Source organism: Acinetobacter genomosp. 33YU, from assembly GCF_001990725.1.
In the GTDB taxonomy this organism is placed as follows: domain Bacteria; phylum Pseudomonadota; class Gammaproteobacteria; order Pseudomonadales; family Moraxellaceae; genus Acinetobacter; species Acinetobacter seifertii.
On sequence record NZ_LFZQ01000017.1, the window covers coordinates 94,289 to 115,023 of the forward strand.

Consider the following 20,735-nt stretch of genomic DNA (forward strand, 5'->3'; position numbering starts at 1 on the left):
GTTATAGACTAAATATCAAGCCACTTGGCCTTCTAAAAAGTCTTGCGCAAAACGCTGTAATACACCACCCGCTTCATATACAGAAACTTCTTCTTCTGTATCTAAACGACAAGTCACAGGTACTTCAAGAATCTCTTCTTTACCATCCGCTGTGGCACGTTCAATTACTAAAGTTAAAGTCGAACGCGGCGCGATATTACCAATCACGCTATAAAGCTCTGTACCATCTAGCTTTAAAGTCTTGCGGTTTACACCCGGTTTAAACTCAAGTGGTAGCACGCCCATACCCACCAAGTTAGTACGGTGAATACGCTCAAAACCTTCTGCCACAATCGCTTCAACTCCTGCAAGGCGTACACCTTTTGCAGCCCAGTCACGGCTTGAACCCTGACCGTAGTCAGCACCCGCGATAATAATTAACGGTTGCTTACGGTTCATGTAGGTTTCAATCGCTTCCCACATACGCATCACTTCGCCTTCTGGCTCTACACGCGCTTTTGAACCTTGCTTAATGGTACCGTCTGAACGAACCACCATTTCGTTATAGAGTTTCGGGTTAGCAAATGTTGCACGTTGTGCAGTCAAGTGGTCACCACGGTGCGTTGCGTATGAGTTGAAGTCTTCTTCTGGTACGCCCATTTTGTGAAGGTATTCACCCGCAGCCGAGTCCATCAAAATCGCATTTGAAGGCGACAAATGGTCGGTGGTAATGTTGTCACCCAAAATCGCAAGCGGACGCATGTTCGCCAAAGTACGTGGTGCAGCTAACGCCCCTTCCCAATATGGTGGACGGCGGATGTAAGTACTTTGCGGACGCCAGTCGTAAAGTGGGCTCTTCGCTTGCTCAACTTCGCCCAAGTCAAACATTGGAATGTAGACTTTACGGAACTGTTCAGGCTTCACGGCTTCTTTAACTAAGGCATCAATTTCAGCGTCAGATGGCCAGATGTCTTTGAGGTAAATTGGGTTACCGTCTTTGTCATGACCTAATGCATCTTTTTCGATGTCAAAGCGAATGGTACCCGCAATTGCATATGCCACAACAAGCGGTGGAGATGCCAAGAATGCTTGTTTTGCATATGGATGGATACGACCATCGAAGTTACGGTTACCAGAGAGTACTGCGGTTGCGTACAAGTCACGGTCAATAATTTCTTGTTGAATGACTGGATCTAACGCACCCGACATACCGTTACACGTCGTACAAGCGTAAGCCACAATACCAAAACCAAGTTGCTCTAAGTCTTTTAGAACGCCTGCTTCTTCAAGGTAAAGTGCAGCCGCTTTTGAACCCGGTGCAAATGATGATTTCACCCAAGGTTTACGAACTAAACCTAGCTCATTTGCCTTACGTGCCAACAAACCTGCCGCCACGGTGTTACGTGGGTTAGAAGTGTTAGTACATGAAGTAATTGCCGCAATAATGATTGCGCCATCTGGCATTAAGCCATCAGAACGGTTTTCAACAACACCCGCAATACCTTTTTCTTTTAAGTCCGCAGTTGAAACACGTGCATGTGGGTTTGATGGACCAGCAATGTTACGTGTGACTGTCGATAGGTCAAAACGTAGTACACGTGGGTACTCAGCTTTGGTCATATCAGAAGCCCAAAGGCCGATTTCTTTTGCGTACTGTTCAACTAAAGCCACTTGAGCATCTTCACGGCCTGTGAGGCGTAAGTAGTCGATTGTGTTTTGGTCAATGTAGAACATCGCAGCCGTAGCGCCGTATTCTGGAGTCATGTTCGAAATGGTTGCACGGTCGCCCACAGACATGCTGTCAGCACCTTCACCAAAGAACTCAAGGTAAGCACCGACTACGCGCTCTTTACGCAAGAATTCAGTTAAGGCAAGCACGATATCTGTTGCAGTAATGCCTGCCTGACGCTGACCTACAAACTCAACACCAATAATGTCTGGCAGACGCATCCAAGATGCACGGCCCAACATGACATTTTCAGCTTCTAAGCCACCAACACCCACAGAAATTACGCCCAAAGCGTCTGTATGTGGTGTATGTGAGTCTGTGCCTACGCAAGTGTCTGGGAATGCTACGCCATCACGCGCCTGAATTACCGGAGACATTTTCTCTAGGTTAATCTGGTGCATGATACCGTTCCCCGCAGGGATCACATCGACATTTTTAAATGCTGTTTTAGTCCACTCAATAAAGTGGAAACGGTCTTCGTTACGGCGGTCTTCGACAGCACGGTTTTTTGCAAAAGCGTCTGGGTCAGCACCACCGTATTCCACCGCTAAAGAGTGGTCGACAATGAGCTGAGTCGGCACAACTGGGTTAACTTTAGATGGGTCGCCGCCTTTGTCGGCAATCGCATCACGTAAACCTGCAAGGTCAACCAATGCAGTTTGACCCAAGATGTCATGACACACCACGCGCGCAGGATACCAAGGAAAGTCCAAGTCCTGACGACGTTCAATTAACTGCGTTAAATAAGCAGTTAAGTTCTCGGCATCGGCACGGCGTACCAATTGCTCTGCGAGTACTTTAGAGGTGTAAGGCAGTTTTTCGTATGCGCCTGGCTGAATATCTTCAACGGCTTGACGCACGTCGTAATATTCAAGCTGGGTTCCTGCCAGCGGTTTACGGTATTTTGTGTTCATTAACCACGCTCCGCCAATGGTTTAAATTCGAGGTTTTCAGGGCCTGTGTAGTTCGCGCTTGGACGAATGATTTTGCCGTCTTGGCGTTGTTCAATCACGTGCGCTGACCAACCTGCTGTACGTGCAATCACGAACAATGGTGTGAACATGGCAGTTGGAACACCCATTAAGTGATAGCTCACCGCACTGAACCAATCGAGGTTCGGGAACATGTTTTTCACTTCTTTCATCACTGCTTCTAAACGCTCAGCGATGAGGTACATCTTGGTGTTCTCTTGTGCTTGTGCCAAGTCATGCGCCACTTTCTTAATGACTTCGTTACGTGGGTCAGAAACTGTATAGACAGGGTGACCAAAACCAATCACGACTTCTTTATTTTCAACACGCTTACGGATGTCAGCTTCTGCTTCATCTGCGTTGTCATAACGTTGTTGAATCACGAATGCAACTTCGTTTGCACCACCATGCTTAGGTCCACGAAGCGCACCAATACCGCCTGTAATTGCCGAGTACATGTCAGAACCTGTACCTGCAACCACACGTGACGTAAATGTCGATGCGTTGAACTCGTGCTCAGCATACAAAATCAGAGATGTATGCATTGCTTGAATCCATTCTTCAGATGGTTTTTCACCATGAAGTAAATGTAAGAAATGCGCTGCAATTGAGTCATCATCCGTTTCAACTTCAATACGACGACCGTTGTTGCTGAAGTGGTACCAATAAAGCAGTATTGAGCCTAGGCTTGCCATTAATTTATCAGCAATGTCTTTTGCGCCCGCTTCGTTATGGTCTTCGTGTTCTGGTGTTAAACAACCTAGCACTGAAACACCTGTACGCATCACATCCATTGGGTGTGCAGACGGTGGTAATTGTTCAAGTGCTGTTTTAAGCGCTGCTGGTAAGCCACGAAGTGCTTTTAATTTTGCTTTATAGGCTTTGAGTTCAGCTTTGTTTGGTAATTTGCCATGTACGAGCAAGTGAGCAACTTCTTCAAACTGGCTACCCGCTGCAAGGTCAAGAATGTCATAGCCACGATAGTGCAAGTCGTTACCGCTACGTCCTACGGTACAAAGTGCTGTGTTGCCTGCAACTTGTCCACTAAGTGCAACTGATTTTTTTGGTTTGAAGCCTGTTGTTGTTTCATTTGAGCTCATAAGATTTTCCTTTCCTATCTATCTGAATTTGTTGTTTGTTCAATTTTCACTTGGATAAAACCACGACAGCGTCTTGCCGAGTTCTCATCCAATTTTCTGATTAACCTGCGGTTCGCCTTACTTTTCACGGATGAAAAGTAAGCAAAAATCCTTTGTTGGGCTGACGATATATCCCTATATCGCAGTCCAACGTAGCGGCATCCATGCCGCCCTCACGATAGCCAAGACCATCGCTTCCCCTTCTTTTAAAAGAAGGTTGGTTTATTTCTTTTTAGCAAATGCGTTGTCTAAGTAGTCTTCAAACGCATAGTAGTTAATGCGTTCATATAACTCTTTACGCGTTTGCATAATATCAACCACGTTCTTTTGCGTGCCTTCTTTACGCAAGGTTTCATACACAGTTTCGGCTGCCTTGTTCATAGCACGGAAAGCAGAAAGCGGATAAAGCGCAAGGCTTACATCGGCAGATGCTAACTCTTCAGTAGTAAACAGTGGTGTAGAACCGAACTCGGTAATGTTTGCCAAAATCGGTGCACCAGTCTTCTGAGCAAATTGCTTGTACATATCAAGCTCAGTAATTGCTTCAGGGAACAACATGTCTGCACCCGCTTCGATATAGGCACCCGCACGGTCAATTGCAGCTTGTAAGCCATCTACAGCCAGTGCATCGGTACGTGCCATAATCACGAAGCTGTCATCACCACGCGCATCAACCGCTGCTTTAATACGGTCAACCATTTCTTCTTGAGTCACAATGGCTTTGTTCGGACGGTGACCACAACGTTTTGCGCCCACTTGGTCTTCAATGTGCATTGCCGCAGCACCAAACTTGATGAGTGCTTTTGTAGTACGAGCAATGTTAAATGCAGAAGCACCAAAGCCTGTGTCCGCATCGACCAATAATGGAAGATCACATACATCGGTAATACGGCGTACGTCAGTCAACACATCATCAAGGTTACTAATTCCCAAATCAGGTAAGCCTAAAGAACCAGCGGCTACACCACCACCTGATAAGTAAATCGCTTTATAACCTGCACGTTTTGCCAAAAGTGCATGATTGGCGTTGATGGTTCCAACCACTTGTAATGGCTTTTCTTGGGCTACGGCATCGCGAAATAGCTGACCTGCGGATTGTTTAGCCATTATTATGTTCTCCTTGTGCTTGTAGCAGTGTTTGCTCAATAATTTTGTAAGAAGCATTGATATGTCGATGCATCAGCAGCTCGGCAAGTTCACCATCACCTTCTGCAATTGCATCTAAAATACGGATATGTTCGTCCCAAGCTTTACTCGGTCGATCGGGTGTGTTTGAAAACTGAATTCGGTACATGCGAATGAGGTGATAAAGCTCATCACATAGCATTTTTTCTAGGGTTTTATTGCCACTACTTTTGATAATGCAGTAGTGAAAATCGTCCTGCCCTTCTTGCAAGTAATATCCCTTACCTGCTTTAAAGTTTTCATCTTCAGCATGCATACGTAATACATCACGCAGTGCCAAGATTTGCTTTTTATCAATATGCTGTGCCGCAAGTTTGCAAGCCAAACCCTCTAAAGACGCACGAATCTGGTAAAGCTCTTTAAACTGTTGCAGTGAGAGCGAAACCACGCGCGCGCCAACATGTGCAGTACGTTCAACCAAACGTTGCCCTTCAAGGCGATGAATCGCTTCACGCAAAGGTCCACGGCTAATGCCATAAGTGCGTGCCAGTTCAGGTTCAGAAATTTTGCTACCTGCCGGAATTTGACCCAAAACAATCGCCGTCTGTATTTGTTTAAATACATTCTCGGTCAGTGTTCTTCCCTGACTTTGTAGTGGCTCTGGTGCGAAGGTCAAATCTTGCATATTGTCGACAATTTTTAATCAATTATGGCTTTTATAGCGGTATGAATGAAAAAAATCAAGGTGATTGTTGACACTTTACAGAACGCATCAGGTCAATTTTTATCGTTAGGACTGACATTTCACCTTATATTTAAAGCATTAAACCAACTGCAATTTAATATTTATAAAACAATAATTTAGCTTCAATTTATCTATAGTTTTATGACTCTTTCTTAGTTACTTTTTAGTCATTAAACTTTTGTTTCAAACTTTAGTCTACAACCAATGTATTACAGCAAGATTGTAGACAATCTGCTTGAATGAAATCATGAGTTATAAATTAGTATCTATTTACCGTAATTTCTTTTAAAACTTTTTATTATTTTCAGCCAGAAAATATCGATATTAGTGAAATTATCAGGTGCTTCACGGTAGCTTTATTGATACATTATTGAACATCGACATAGTTGTGGCGTATTTTTCGAGACAGAAAAAACCCAGCACTATGCATATTGTTGAATGAAAGGACTTTTTTGATGTTTCAACATATCCCCCCATACGCAGGCGATCCAATTCTCTCTTTAATGGAACAGTTCAATGCTGATACTCGTTCTGAAAAAGTAAACTTGAGTATTGGTCTTTACTATAACGAAGACAGTATTGTTCCTCAGTTAGAGACCATTATCGAGGCGCAAAAGCGTATTGAGCCTAAGAACGGTAAAACCAAACTTTATTTGCCAATGGAAGGCTTCAAACCTTACCGTGAAGCAATTCAAGCCCTTTTATTTGGTGCAAACAGCCCAGCAGTTAAAGCTGGCCGTGCTGTAACTATCCAAACGCTTGGTGGTTCAGGTGCATTGAAAGTTGGTGCGGATTTCTTAAAAACTTATTTCCCAAATTCAGACGTTTGGGTAAGCCAACCAACTTGGGACAACCACGTTGCGATTTTCAATGGCGCTGGCATCAAAACTCATTTCTACCCATATTTCGACAACGAAACACGTGGTGTAGATTTTGACGGTATGTTGTCTACACTTAAAACTTTGCCTGAGCAAAGCATTGTGTTGTTGCACCCATGCTGCCACAACCCAACGGGTGCTGACTTAAACCCAGCGCAGTGGGACCAAGTAATTGCAGTATTAAAAGACCGTAACCTTATCCCATTCCTAGACATTGCTTACCAAGGTTTTGGTGACGGTATGGAAGAAGATGCGTATGCAATCCGTGCTTTAGACCAAGCGGGTCTAAACTTCATTGTGAGCAACTCGTTCTCTAAAATCTTCTCTTTATATGGCGAGCGCGTTGGCGGCTTAACTTTCGTATGTGACGATGCAGAAGCTGCTCAGTGCACATTCGGTCAGTTAAAAGCGACTGTACGTCGTATTTACTCTAGCCCTCCTACAACAGGTGCTTGGTTAGTTGATGAAGTGCTAAATGACGCTGAACTTAACCAACAATGGCAAGGTGAAGTGAAAGAGATGCGTGAGCGTATTATTAAAATGCGTAGCATCTTGAAAGACGAACTCACTAAAGCATTACCAGACCGTGACTTTAGCTACCTTGTAAACCAAAAAGGTATGTTCAGCTACACAGGTTTAACTGCTGAACAAGTTGATATCTTGCGTGAAGAATATGCAATCTACTTAGTACGTAGTGGCCGTATTTGTGTAGCAGGCTTAAACATGAACAATGTTTACACTGTTGCAAAAGCGATGGCTGAAGTACTTGCTAAATCTGTAGAAGCTGCATAAGACATCTACTAAAAAAGGCGCTTCGGCGCCTTTTTTTATGTCTCGATATTACGATTTAGCTTTGCCCCAATATTTCAGTTTTGAGGTATGCCCAATCCCCACATTAAAGCTATTGGTTGGGTCGAGTTTTTGATAGAAATTGGCCAATGCAGGTTTGGCAATGTAAAGATGCCCAACATTATGCTCTGCTGGATATTCAGCACGGCGCGCATCGAGTAATTTCCACATTTGATGTTCCATTTCTAAAGGGTCATTGCCCTTTTTAAGAATATAGTCCTGATGAAATACATGACAAAAGAAATGCCCATAATAGAGTTTATGGATGATTTTCTTTTCCATCTCGACTGGTAGTTGCTCTACCCATTCGCGGTCATTACGACGTAAGGCAATATCAAGCGCCACAATATCTTCAACTTCACTACGGTGTGTATCACGATAACGAATTGCCGCCCCCGCAATCGCAAAACGGTGTAAGAATGCTTTTCGACCTTCCTCTTCACTACATACGAAATAACTACCTGACTTATGCACTGCAAAATATTCTTTTAAAAACTGCTCGGTCTGAGCTTTTGAATTATTTTCAACACGCAGTACTAAATGGTGCTCATAACTGTCTCGATATTCAGTCATACGCTTCGGTAAATGACTCGGTAAAAAGAAGGTAATCGCCTGTAAAATATGATCCGTTAAGCCTTTAATTTTAAATCGTTCTAAGAAGCCATCAACTTTATCTTTCATCGCAAAAGCTTTTGGAACATTGGCTGTGCCAAATTTCTCAATAAACAAAAACGTGTCTTTCCCGTACTTTTCACCAATCAAATAAGCATCTCGGTGAATATATTCACCTGCAATTGGCAAACTTGGCAATGAGGTCAGTAAATAACGACGAATCGCTGTTAAATCATCGGCATCATTCGTACCAATATAAAAAACATTACTTTCTACTTTTTCATAAGTATCAAGACGTACCGCAAACACACAGACTTTACCTGCCGAACCCGATGCCTCAAACAAACGTGACGGGTCTGCATTAAAACGAGCAGGTGTATCTTCATCAACTTGAGTCACATCGTGGGCATAACGATGGTCAGATGCCTGTTTTTCACTATCATCTAAAATATCTACGGCTTGGTATTGCCGTTTCTCTAAACGAGTCAAAATTTCTTCAGGAGTCGAACCTAAATTCACCCCTAAGTGATTCACCAGTTCTAACTGTCCAGCAACATTCACCTGAGCATATAACGCTAGTTCAGTATATGCAGGACCACGGCGTACCAAAGCACCGCCTGAGTTATTACACACACCGCCAAGTACCGATGCACCAATACACGATGAACCAATTACTGAGTGTGGTTCACGGTCGTAGCCTTTTAAAATTTGTTCTAAATTATCTAAAGTCGCGCCCGGTAAACAAATCACTTGCTTACCGTCATGAATAACTTGAATGCCCTTTAAACGGCGCGTACTCATGACTAAAACAGGACGGTCATAATCATCACCATATGGGGTTGAACCACCAGTAAGCCCTGTATTGGCCGCCTGCATAATGACAATACAGTCTGCCTCAATAGCAGCTTGAAGCACCTGCCATTGCTCTAGCAATGTGCCCGGCACCACTACAGCAAGCACTTTCCCTTCACCAAAACGACGACCTTGACGATACTGACGCGTGCTTTGGTCATCGGTCAAAACATGCGAACGCCCTACAATATTTTGTAAGCATTCAATCACTGCTTGAGGAGAAAATGTTTGCATGATGGTTTCCTTTTGGTCATCCATTTATCAAATTAGACCAACACGAGGTGTCTTACTGTTTGTAATTTATAATTTAATTAGCTCATTCTCTAATTCGAATCAGCCCTATATTTACTATCGTGATTGGCGGCAGGGATGCCGCCTGTTGAGCAACTGTACAAGGAAGTACGGTTTGCTCAACAAAAGGTTTTTGGTTACTTTTGACCTTTCAAAAGTGACAAATGCCTATACGTAAAACATTAGCAAATCACCAAATTTTGAGGCTGTGCTTATTGCTTTACTTAAAAAGTTATTTCTTAAAAACCCTGTTTCATCGCCTGTACTAAACAATCCGCATTAATATCCGAAATCGACTTAGCACCTGTCAGTGTCATCGCAACACGCATTTCTTTATCAATCAAATCAAGCAAGTTCGAAACCCCTTGTCCACCTGCTGCTGCCAAGGCATACACAAAGGCACGGCCAAGTAACACTGTATCGGCACCGAGCGCCAACATACGCACCACGTCTAAACCATTACGAATACCAGAGTCAGCCAAAATTGCTAAATCACCTTTCACCGCATCAGCAATTGCAGGCAACGCACGAGCAGAAGACATCACGCCATCTAACTGACGACCACCATGGTTCGATACCACAATCCCATCCGCACCAAAACGTACAGCATCTTTGGCATCTTCAGGGTCTAAAATACCCTTAATTACCATTGGGCCATCCCAAAATTCACGAATCCACTCAAGGTCTTTCCATGAAATCGATGGGTCAAAGTTCGAGCCTAACCAGCCAATATAGTCTTCAAGCCCAGTCGGTTTACCTAAATATTTAGAGATATTACCCAAGTCGTGCGGACGGCCCATTAAACCGACATTCCACGACCAATGCGGATGGAACATTGACTGCATATAGCGGCGCATCGCAGCATTTGGCCCACTCATACCCGAATGGGCATCACGGTAACGTGCACCCGGCACAGGCATATCTACGGTAAACACAAGTGTTGAACAGCCTGCTGCTTTTGCACGTTCTAAAGCATTACGCATAAACCCACGGTCACGTAATACATAAAGCTGGAACCACATCGGACGGTTAATTGCAGGTGCAACTTCTTCAATAGGACATACCGAAACCGTTGAAAGCGTAAATGGAATACCTTTTTTATCGGCTGCCATCGCTGCCTGTACTTCGCCACGACGTGCATACATGCCTGTTAAACCTACAGGTGCCAATGCAACCGGCATAGACAATGTTTCGTTAAACAGTTTTGTCTCTAAACTTAACGCCGACATGTCGTTGAGCACACGTTGACGCAATGCAATTTCTGACAAATCTTGTACGTTACGCTTTAAGGTATATTCCGAATACGCTCCACCATCAATGTAGTGAAATAAAAATGGAGGTAAGCGACGTTGTGCCGCAGCACGATAATCATTGCCAGAAGAAATAATCATTTTGAATCAACTCTATTTAAACGATTTGCACGTTTCTGGCGAGCTTCATCTTCATCCAGAGAACGCACATGATTAATCACAAATTCAATATGACCGCAGACAGCTTGGCGTGCGGCCTCGGGATCTTTACGATCAATAGCATCCATCACCTGAAAATGCTGCTCGCTCAGCAAGTCACCATTTACGGGGTCGTTATAAACTTTTTTACGCCCTAACAAGACGTTGTATTGCAACAAATCAAACAGGCTACGCATCATTTGAATCAGCACAACATTGTGAGATGCTTCTGCAATTGCTAAGTGAAATTCAGCATCTGCCACCGCAGCCTGTGCTGAGTCACCTACATTTTGATGGCGACTAATTTCATTAAAATAATGATGAATTTTGGCGCGATCTTCAGGCGTTGAGCGCAATGCGGCATACCATGCCGTGCCACCTTCAAGTAATAACCGCGCCTCTTGCACATCAAAACGGTAAAGTGGATCTTCTTCAATCAAGTTACTAATTGGGTTCACAATCAGTTGCTGTGGCCACTGTTCAGGTAACTGCTGAATATAAGTCCCATCACCGCGGCGGCTGCTAAGCACCCCTTGACTATTGAGCTGTTGAATTGCTTCACGCAAAGACGGACGAGAAACTCCTAAGCTAGTTGCAAGCTGGCGTTCGGCAGGCAAACGGTCACCTTTTTTCATATGACGCTCTTCAATTAATGCCTGCAATTTCATGACCACTTGATCGGAGATTCTCATCGCGTTTCCTTCACTGGAGTTATGGAATCATCCACGGAACCAGATAAGCCTGAACCGTAATAATGATGCCAACAAAGACAGTGAATATGATGCTATGTTTTACCGTGAAACGGAACAAGTCAGACTCTTTTCCAACTAAGCCTACCGCTGCACACGCAATCGCAATCGACTGTGGAGAAATCATCTTACCTGTCACGCCACCGCTGGTATTTGCAGCCACAAGCAACACTTCTGGAATACCAATTTGCTGTGCTGTAGTCGCCTGTAATGCCGAAAACAAAGCGTTTGAGGAGGTATCTGAACCCGTAAGGAACACACCAAGCCAGCCCAAAAATGGCGAGAAGAAAGTAAACGCATGACCTGTATGCGATAGAGCCAAAGCCAAAGTAGCAGATAAACCTGAATAGTTCGCAATAAAAGCAAACGCCAACACCATACCAATCGAGTAAATCGGTGTTTTCAACTCATTGAGTGTTTCACCAAAAGTCGTTACTGCCTCACTTGCTTTCATTTTTAAGAAAATAGCGGTGATGATTGCAGCAATAAAAATTGCCGTACCTGTTGCAGAGAACCAGTCAAACTTATAAATCGCCTCGTATGGTTTCATCTCTGCCACAATTGGCGGCATTTTTTCGACCAATTTATGCAAATACGGCACTTCAAGCTTAAAAATCCAGTGCTCAAGAGCACCATCTTTTGCAAATAATGCTTTAAATGGCTTAACGCTCCAGATCGTCACCATTACCGTTAAAATTGCAAATGGAGACCACGCCTTAGCAATTTTCCCAATACTGTAACGTTGAACCGTAGTAGGTTGCTGAGTCAAAGTTTGACCAGCTTCAGGTTCAAAACGGAAAATATGTTTTGGTTTCCAGAAACGGAACAACACAGTCAAGCTAACCAATGACGCAATTGCAGCGGTAATGTCTGGTAACTCAGGACCAATGAAGTTAGATGTAAGATATTGGGCTATCGCAAACGAACCACCACCAACGACTACCGCAGGCCAAGTTTCTTTAACACCACGCCAGCCATCCATAATTGCCATAATCCAGAACAGCACAATTAGCGTTAAGAATGGCAACTGACGACCTACCATCTGGCTAATTTCCATAGTGTCTACGCCTGACACCTGCCCTGCCACAATAATGGGAATACCCATTGCACCAAATGCCACTGGCGCTGTATTTACAATCAAACATAAACCAGCTGCGTAAAGTGGCTTAAAGCCTAAACCAACAAGGAGTGCAGCAGTAATTGCGACAGGAGCACCGAAACCAGCAGCACCTTCAAGGAAAGTACCAAATGCAAAACCAACCAATAACATTTGCAGACGTTGGTCTTCGGTAATTGACAAAATGCTTGAACGAATAACCTCAAACTGGCCTGTTTTTACTGAAATTTTGTATAGAAAAACTGCCCCAATAATGATCCATGAAATTGGCCATAGACCATAGAAGAAACCATAAATGATTGACGCAAAGGCCATTTGACCCGGCATTTGATAGAAAAAGAGCGCAATCAATAGTGCAATAATGACTGTGCCTGTACCCGCGATACTGCCTTTTAAACGAAAAACAGCCAATGCTAAAAAGAAGAAAATAATCGGGATTAGTGCAACCGCACTGGACAGCCAAATATTATTTAAAGGGTCATAAAGTTGTTGCCACATATTGAGCATTGTCATCTCCTTGAAATGCCGAGGCGAAATTTTTTGTACTTTAAAAGTTTAAACATTTAGCACAATTGGTATTACCAATTTAAATTTAAGTGCAAATATTGTTCCTCAAACCACAGATCGCATCATAAACACAGATATTGGCAAGATCAATAATTAAATTGACATCTTAATTGGTATGACCAATACAACTAAGAAAAATAAAGCTATTTCTAATTTATAAATTTATTTATTAGACTAAAGTCGTAAAAATCTTTCTTATAAATTTAGATATGAATTACCGAAATGAAGTGAAAAATTTGAATATAAAAACTATAAACATACCTGTTTCATGATCTATGTATAATGTGCACACAACTCAAACCACATGTATTGAATTGAATAATGACTACTTTAACGTGTTTTAAAGCTTATGATATCCGAGGCAAACTCGGCACCGAATTGAATGAAGAAATCGCCTATAAAATTGGCCGCGCATACGGACAAATCTATAAACCAAAGACCGTGGTTGTAGGTTGTGATATTCGTCTAAGCAGTGAGGCCCTAAAACAAGCGACCATCCGCGGGTTAAATGATGCGGGTGTCAATGTGCTTGATTTGGGCATGACGGGGACTGAAGAAGTTTATTTCGCTGCTTTTCATTTAGATGTACAAGGTGGTATAGAAGTTACTGCAAGTCATAACCCAATGGACTATAACGGTATGAAATTGGTTCGAGAAAATGCTCGTCCAATTAGTGCCGATACTGGTTTAAAAGAAATTCAGGCTTTAGCAGAAACCAATAATTTTGAAGAAGTTAGCCAAAAAGGCACAACTCAAAGCTATAACATCTTGCCTGAGTTCGTTGATCACTTAATTACCTATATCGAACCAGCAAAAATTCGTCCATTAAAGTTAGTGGTAAACGCGGGAAATGGTGCAGCTGGTCATGTGATTGATGCCATTGAAGAAAAATTTAAAGCGCTGAATGTACCGGTTGAATTTATTAAAATTCATCATGAAGCAGATGGTACTTTCCCAAATGGAATTCCTAACCCAATTTTAATTGAAAACCGTGACAGTACCCGAAATGCTGTTCTTGAGCATAACGCAGATATGGGTATTGCATGGGACGGCGACTTTGACCGCTGTTTCTTGTTCGATGAAAAAGGTCAGTTTATTGAAGGCTACTATATTGTTGGTCTACTGGCTCAAGCTTTCTTGATTAAACAATCAGGTGAGAAAATTGTGCATGACCCACGTTTAGTGTGGAACACATTTGATATCGTAGATGAATATAAAGGTGTTGCTGTACAGTCAAAATCTGGTCACGCGTTCATTAAAGACGTTATGCGTGAACACAATGCGGTATATGGCGGTGAAATGAGTGCCCATCACTATTTCCGTGACTTTGCTTACTGCGACAGCGGCATGATTCCGTGGTTACTTACTGTTGCTCTACTTTCTGAAACAGGACAATCACTTTCAACCCTCGTTGAAAATATGATTACCAAATTTCCTTGTAGTGGTGAAATCAACTTTAAAGTAGCTGATACACAAATCACTATTCAAAAGATTTTTGACTTCTATGCCGAGCAAAACCCAGAAATTGACCGTACCGATGGTGTAAGCCTCGACTTCGGTGCATGGCGTTTTAATGTACGTGCTTCAAACACTGAGCCTTTACTGCGTCTCAACATTGAAAGCCGTACAGACCGTCAAGCTCAGCCAATGCAGCATTATGTAGATGAATTGACTGGACTAATTCAGTCTTAATAGAGCTCATCTCAAAGAGATGGAACATTATTGTTCCATCTCTTTTTGGCTATTCTGCATAATTCTATAAGTATGATTATGTCCATCTAATACATCCTTATTTAGATTTTCATAACCTTTCAACAGCGCTTTTTTATCAAAATTACACGTTTGATTTTCATTAATAAATTTTTGGTGAATGGCACTAAAACAACTCGATACATCATCAACAAATTGATAGTAATCAGACAAAGGCAACTCTGCCAACTTTAATAGTTTTGGAGCAACGAAACTTGCAGAAATATAAGGCTGATTCAAGGGCTTCTTATCTAATTTATAATTGCTCCACACTACAAACGGTGTCTGATAATTTTTTAAATTAGTCCGCTCAGGATCATCTTTAAAAAATCCATAACTCTCATAAACTTCTTGTAGATTCGGTAAATGATCGCCAAAAGCCACTAAAATTGTTGGTCGATCTACTGTCTTTAAATATTCAGCGAGCTCTGTTAGCTTTTGGTTAGCACGTGCAGTTCCAGCAGTATAAGTACTTAATTTTTGCTTTTCATTTTCAGACAGCTCTTTGTTAAATTTATAATTTTGCTTACCAAAACGATCATCATTATACATTGGGTGATTTTCAACAGTAATCGCATAAATAAACTTTGGCTGTTGCTCACTCTCTTCTAAAGTAGACTTAATCGAATCAAAAATAAGATCATCTGTGGCCCATCCTCCTAAATTAAAGACCGTAGACTGATCTTTTTGGGCAATCATATTTTCAAGTGATATAAATTTATCGAAGCCTAAATCTGGATATACCTTATTCCGATTATAGTAATATCCATAGTTATTATGCATTGCAATCGTTTGGTAACCAATTGAGTTTAAATAATAAGGCAGAGCATAAATTGGCTTTTTCAACTTGGAGACATATAACAACTCATTTGGGAAAAAAGTTGTGTTGAGGCTCGTAAGTACTTCAAACTCGACATTTGCAGTACCCCCTCCAAAAGAAGGAGACAATAAATTAGACACTTGATTTTTATGAACAAAAGATAGTACGTCTTTTGGTAAACCACTATCTAAATGATGAGAATCCCAAAAAGATTCTTCCATCACAATAACAATGTTAGGATATTCCTTCTCATTGTCTTCTAAAGATTGAACAGAATGATGTTGTTGCAAAATCTGCTGTATCTCTTGCTCAGATACTTTACGGTTAGGTAATAAAACACTGGTTACATTATCCAATACCTTAGATACGTAAAAAGTCACGAAGCCATAATCTTGAATTTTTCGATAGTCTCCAATCCAGTCATTTCTCGTATTTGGAAATTCCTGTAAGCTAGCACAAATCATGGGTTTGTTTTCTGAAAAACACGCTCCCGTAGGGTTTTTAATAAAATTTAAGTAAACTAAACCACTCCCAAGCAATCCAAAAATAATAATATTGGGAACATAGGTATGAAAAGTAGCTTTACTCTCTTTACGTATGGCAATCAGGAGTACAATAAGAAAGAAAATAATCAGAGTAAAAAAGATAAGTTGTAAGTGCCAAGGCGTTGCCTTCATAGCCTCTGGAAGTAAAAAAATATCTTCCGGACTTAAATTACTAAATAAATATTGTTGCTTCTTTTTATTAATAAAATTTAAAAATATAACGAATAATTGGCTTAAAAAAAGAGCTGTATACTTTCGGCCAACTATAATAAAAAATAGTTGAATTACTGCATAGTTAAAGAGAATTGAAAAAATAGCTTTTTCTGAAATCAAATAGCTATAAAACTTATCCCATGTCAAGTTCATATCCCATGCAACATATACACCTACGCAGGTGGATAAAAAGGCAATAAAGATAAATAACAGCTGTTGACGTAAAAAAACCATGACGACAAAAAAGAGGCTAACAGGGGATTGTGGCGAATACTAACATGAAAGTAGTCACAACAACTGTAGCCTCTTTTTAGAAAAGAATACTATCTGACTTTAAGAAAGATATATAACTGATATTTAGAAAAATTAAATAATCAATTTTTATACCCTGTCGGATTTTGTTTTTGCCAATTCCAACTATCTTTTAACATATCTTCTAAGCCGTATTGTGGTTTCCAACCCAGCTCAGCAACGGCACGAGCATTATCTGCAAAAGAAGTAGCTACATCACCCGCTCGACGTGGTGCAAATTCAAAAGCAATAGCTACACCATTAACTTGTTCAAAGGTATTTTTAACCTGTAATACCGATGAACCATTACCTGTGCCAATATTCCATGCACGGCAACCTTGTGCTTTTAAACGGTTATTGAGAGCGCATAAATGTGCATTCGCTAAGTCAACAACATGGATATAATCACGTACGCCTGTTCCATCTACGGTGTCATAGTCATTGCCATAAATAGAAAGTTTTTCACGGCGACCAACAGCAACTTGCGTAACGTAAGGCATTAAATTATTTGGAATACCTTGTGGATCTTCGCCAATACGTCCACTTTTATGTGCACCTACTGGGTTAAAATAACGAAGTAAAGCAATCGACCATTTAGAATTAGAAACAGATAATTTTTGTAATAATTGCTCAACAATCAATTTAGTATAACCATAATTATTACTTGGCATACCTGTTGGCATTTCTTCATTTAAAGGAGACGTATTCGCTTCATCATATACTGTTGCAGATGAGCTAAACACAAGTGTATAGACTCCTGCTTTCTCCATTGACTTAACTAGTTGGATACTACCTGCAATATTATTATCAAAATAAATAAGGGGTTTTTCCTGGCTTTCACCAACCGCTTTTAGACCTGCAAAATGGATCACTGCATCGATTGTATGATTTTGAAATACCTGGTCAAGTTCATCTGCATTCCGAATATCTCCCTCTACAAAAGTTAAACTTTTTTGAGTGAGCTCTTGAACTCTATTTAAAGACTCTTCTGAACTATTTGAAAGATTATCAAAAACAATGACTTCATGACCTGCATTCAAAAGCTCTACGCAAGTATGTGAACCAATATAGCCTGCACCACCAGTAACCAGAATTTTAGCCATCTATTTTTCCTAATAAAATTTTAATTAATCCACGCGTTGAAGCATCGAGTGTTGAAAGATCGTTTTGAACACCATTTAAAATCGGGAGTAACTGGTCAGCGATCTGCTTACCTTTTTCCACTCCCCACTGATCAAAGGGATTAATGTTCCAGATCACAGATTGAACAAATACTTTATGCTCATATAAAGCAATCAACATCCCTAAACTATAAGGATTAAGCTCTTTTAAAAGTAATGTTGAACTTGGCTGATTTCCTTCATATTGCTTATAAATAGGCAAAATCTCTAGTTCTTTTGTATCTAGAGCTTCGTTACCAAAAGCCAATAAACGTGATTGTGCCAAACAGTTTGAAAGCGCAAGATGATGTTGCTCAACTAATGCCTCAGCATTTTCTACATAAGTAAAATGATCTGCATTGTAACGTTGTATAGGGGCAATAAAATCACAACTTACTGCCTGAGTTCCTTGATGGAGTAACTGATAAAAGGCATGTTGAGCATTTGGCCCAACTTCACCCCATACAATTGGGCAAGTATCTAATTCAACTTTTTGTCCTGTTCGTTGTACCGATTTACCATTAGATTCCATTTCGAGCTGTTGCAAATAAGCTGCAAAATATTTTAAACGGCCATCATAAGGTAATACAGCATGGGTCTGAATATTTAAAAAGTTATTATTCCAGACTCCTAATAATGCCATAAGTACAGGTATATTCTGCTCAAAACTTGTATTTTGGAAATGCTCATCAACAGCATGGGCACCAGCTAAAAGCTGTTGGAAACCATCAATCCCAACTGATAATGCGATAGGTAAACCAATACATGACCATAGAGAATAACGTCCACCAACCCAATCCCAAAGTAATAATTGATTTTCAGGAGCAATCCCCCACTCTGACATTTTGTTAGCTTTTGTAGAAACACCAATAAAATGGCTTCTTACCACCCGTTCGTGTTTCCCTAAAGCTTTCTCAAGCCACTGACGAACAGTTTGTGCATTGGATAAAGTATCAATAGTGCCAAATGACTTCGAAGAAATAATAAATAACGTTGTTTCTGGACGCAGCTGATGAAGCAATTCCGATAACTGGCTACCATCCATTGTTGATACGAAATGAACATTGAGTGCTTTAGCTGTTTTTACTTTAAAATCCGATAATGCATGGGTTACCATTTGAGGTCCTAAATCAGATCCTCCTACCCCAATATTAACGACATCTTGAATGACTTCACCTGTGGCACCACGGTATTGTCCAGCATGGATTTTTTCAACCAACGCATACATACGCTGCAATTGGCTATGGACCTTTTCAGTTAATTCCGGAAATTTAGAATATTCTAATGGTAAACGTAAAGCCCAATGCATTGCAGCACGCTGTTCGGTACAGTTGACTTTATCTTGAGAAAATAATCGTTCAATCCAGTGAGTCAATTGTTTAGTTTTTGCTAAAGCCACCAATTGCTCTAACACACTTTTAGTCACACGGTGCTTACTATAATCAAAAACCAGTTGATCGAACTTTACAGAATATTGCTGAAATCGATCAGACTCTGATGCAAATAATTCTTTTATATGTAAGTTTGAATTTTTCTCAACCAAAGAATGAAGCTGCGCGATAGGAGAAACTAGCTCTTTGGGAAACTTCTCGATAGATTTACTCATAATCGACCTACTCCTTCATAAGCAAAACCTTTAGATTTTACATATGCTGGATCATAAATATTACGCCCATCCAAAATAAGAGGATGCTGCATCAATTGTTGTAACTGTTTAAAGTCAGGACTCCAATACTGCTTCCATGCCGTAACTAAGCATAAAGCATGTGCTCCTTGTGCTGCTTCATATTGATCAGCGCATAAAATCAGGTCTTCACGGGTACCATATAAAGCTGCAATTTCATTAAGAGCTTGTGGGTCATGTAACCGAACCTTTACATCTTGCGCCCATAAAGCAGCCAATAAAATATGAATAGGTGAGTTATGTGTACTTGGAGTATTCTCTTTAAATGAAGCTCCCCAAATTGCAACAGTTTTTCCACTCAAATCACAATGATAGTAGTTCCATAATTTACGGAATAAAATTTCTTTTTGTTGTTCGTTAATCGCCCAAACTTGTTCTAGAAGTTGACTTTTCACACCTGTTTCAGAAACTGTACTTGAGAGTGTTAAAATATCATGTGAAAAATTTTCACCACCAAAACCCACGCCTGCAGATAGGTATGCTGCGCCAATACGAGTATCAGCCGCAAGCCCGTGTTTTATATTGGCAATATCAATACCCAGCTTTTCAGCAACTAGAGCAAGATCATTCATGTAGCTGATGCGAGTTGCCAACATACCTGAAATACTGAGCTTGGTAAATTCGGCATCTAAAATCGGCATGAATAAATATTGATAGCTGAAACGGAAGAATGGTCGTAGTAATTCTTGCATCGTATCTTGAGCATAACTCGATTCAACACCAACAATGACATGCTTTACATTGAGTACACTATTAATTGCATTCCCTTCTTGAATTACATCAGGAAAATAGACCCACTCATCTTTAGGTAAATATTGCTTTAATTTTTCTGTCCCATGTAAACCAAAAGTAGATCCATTAACCATTAACTTTGGATGAACAATTGGACGTTCACTTAACTTCTCAACCGTTTTTAAGGCAAGTTCTATTTGTGTTGGGCTAAAACAAAATAAATAGACTTCAATATCTAAAGGAATTTCAGAAAAAGGACTTTCTGTTAAAAAACCTGCCTTTCTTTGTTTATTTAAATAATGATTAACTTCTTGATCTTGATATGAAAGTACAGATATATTTTCTTCACAGGTGACACTTGTACACCAATAGATCTGATTACCATATTCAGCTAGTAACGCTGCCATTACACCAGCGTGCAAGGTGGTTCCAAATACCGCGATTTTCATTGTACACCTGATTTTAATATTATATAGAATTCTCTTCCCAT

The 20,735-nt window shown here is 40.8% G+C and carries 15 protein-coding genes; 3 read left to right on the top strand and 12 right to left on the bottom strand.

The window, feature by feature from the left end; genetic code table 11:
* Window positions 1-15: 15 nt before the first annotated feature.
* The 4 genes from acnD to AC056_RS18010 all read right to left on the bottom strand — a co-directional run bounded on the left by acnD (window position 16) and on the right by AC056_RS18010 (window position 5,628).
* Window positions 16-2,622, bottom strand: a complete 2,607-nt coding sequence (gene acnD, locus AC056_RS17995; RefSeq protein ID WP_068550917.1) for a Fe/S-dependent 2-methylisocitrate dehydratase AcnD — start codon at window positions 2,620-2,622, stop codon at window positions 16-18.
* Window positions 2,622-3,779, bottom strand: coding sequence for a 2-methylcitrate synthase (prpC, locus tag AC056_RS18000; protein WP_077164387.1), 1,158 nt, complete (start codon window positions 3,777-3,779; stop codon window positions 2,622-2,624). Before prpC ends, acnD begins: the two co-directional genes overlap by 1 nt.
* Before the next feature lie 261 nt (window positions 3,780-4,040).
* A complete protein-coding gene (prpB, locus tag AC056_RS18005) occupies window positions 4,041-4,925 on the bottom strand; it encodes a methylisocitrate lyase (protein ID WP_004706036.1) in 885 nt (294 codons plus the stop codon).
* Window positions 4,918-5,628: a GntR family transcriptional regulator gene (locus tag AC056_RS18010; protein WP_001153627.1), complete on the bottom strand. Its 711-nt coding sequence runs from the start codon at window positions 5,626-5,628 to the stop codon at window positions 4,918-4,920. Before AC056_RS18010 ends, prpB begins: the two co-directional genes overlap by 8 nt.
* A 45-nt stretch (window positions 5,629-5,673) precedes the next feature.
* Here AC056_RS18010 and AC056_RS18015 point away from each other — a divergent pair, with 45 nt between their 5' ends.
* Window positions 5,674-5,808 carry a hypothetical protein gene (locus tag AC056_RS18015; protein ID WP_077164388.1) on the top strand — a complete coding sequence of 45 codons (135 nt, stop codon included), beginning with the start codon at window positions 5,674-5,676 and terminating at the stop codon, window positions 5,806-5,808.
* 335 nt (window positions 5,809-6,143) lie between these two features.
* Entirely contained in the window at window positions 6,144-7,358 is a 1,215-nt protein-coding gene (locus tag AC056_RS18020; protein ID WP_004706039.1) for an aromatic amino acid transaminase, read from the top strand.
* Between the two features lie 48 nt (window positions 7,359-7,406).
* On the opposite strand, the gene dld is transcribed toward AC056_RS18020, so the two are convergent.
* The 4 genes from dld to lldP form a co-directional block, all read right to left on the bottom strand.
* Entirely contained in the window at window positions 7,407-9,113 is a 1,707-nt protein-coding gene (gene dld, locus AC056_RS18025; protein WP_213033516.1) for a D-lactate dehydrogenase, read from the bottom strand.
* Window positions 9,114-9,409: 296 nt separating this feature from the next.
* Entirely contained in the window at window positions 9,410-10,561 is a 1,152-nt protein-coding gene (gene lldD, locus AC056_RS18030; protein WP_004706043.1) for an FMN-dependent L-lactate dehydrogenase LldD, read from the bottom strand.
* Window positions 10,558-11,310, bottom strand: coding sequence for a transcriptional regulator LldR (lldR, locus tag AC056_RS18035; RefSeq protein ID WP_004795436.1), 753 nt, complete (start codon window positions 11,308-11,310; stop codon window positions 10,558-10,560). The genes lldD and lldR overlap by 4 nt, the downstream gene beginning before the upstream one ends.
* 19 nt (window positions 11,311-11,329) lie before the next feature.
* Window positions 11,330-12,997: an L-lactate permease gene (gene lldP, locus AC056_RS18040; RefSeq protein ID WP_171262131.1), complete on the bottom strand. Its 1,668-nt coding sequence runs from the start codon at window positions 12,995-12,997 to the stop codon at window positions 11,330-11,332.
* Between the two features lie 375 nt (window positions 12,998-13,372).
* On the opposite strand from lldP, the gene AC056_RS18045 reads away from it, so the two are divergent.
* Complete coding sequence (locus AC056_RS18045; RefSeq protein ID WP_077164391.1) at window positions 13,373-14,743, top strand: phosphomannomutase; 1,371 nt, start codon at window positions 13,373-13,375, stop codon at window positions 14,741-14,743.
* Window positions 14,744-14,770: 27 nt separating this feature from the next.
* Here the strand turns inward: AC056_RS18045 and AC056_RS18050 are convergent, their stop codons facing one another.
* The 4 genes from AC056_RS18050 to AC056_RS18065 all read right to left on the bottom strand — a co-directional run bounded on the left by AC056_RS18050 (window position 14,771) and on the right by AC056_RS18065 (window position 20,694).
* Window positions 14,771-16,432 carry an LTA synthase family protein gene (locus tag AC056_RS18050; protein WP_077164420.1) on the bottom strand — a complete coding sequence of 554 codons (1,662 nt, stop codon included), beginning with the start codon at window positions 16,430-16,432 and terminating at the stop codon, window positions 14,771-14,773.
* 320 nt (window positions 16,433-16,752) lie between these two features.
* Entirely contained in the window at window positions 16,753-17,772 is a 1,020-nt protein-coding gene (gene galE, locus AC056_RS18055) for a UDP-glucose 4-epimerase GalE (RefSeq protein ID WP_039255128.1), read from the bottom strand.
* Window positions 17,765-19,435, bottom strand: coding sequence for a glucose-6-phosphate isomerase (pgi, locus tag AC056_RS18060; RefSeq protein WP_039255130.1), 1,671 nt, complete (start codon window positions 19,433-19,435; stop codon window positions 17,765-17,767). Before pgi ends, galE begins: the two co-directional genes overlap by 8 nt.
* Complete coding sequence (locus tag AC056_RS18065) at window positions 19,432-20,694, bottom strand: nucleotide sugar dehydrogenase (RefSeq protein ID WP_039255131.1); 1,263 nt, start codon at window positions 20,692-20,694, stop codon at window positions 19,432-19,434. The genes pgi and AC056_RS18065 overlap by 4 nt, the downstream gene beginning before the upstream one ends.
* Window positions 20,695-20,735: the final 41 nt, after the last annotated feature.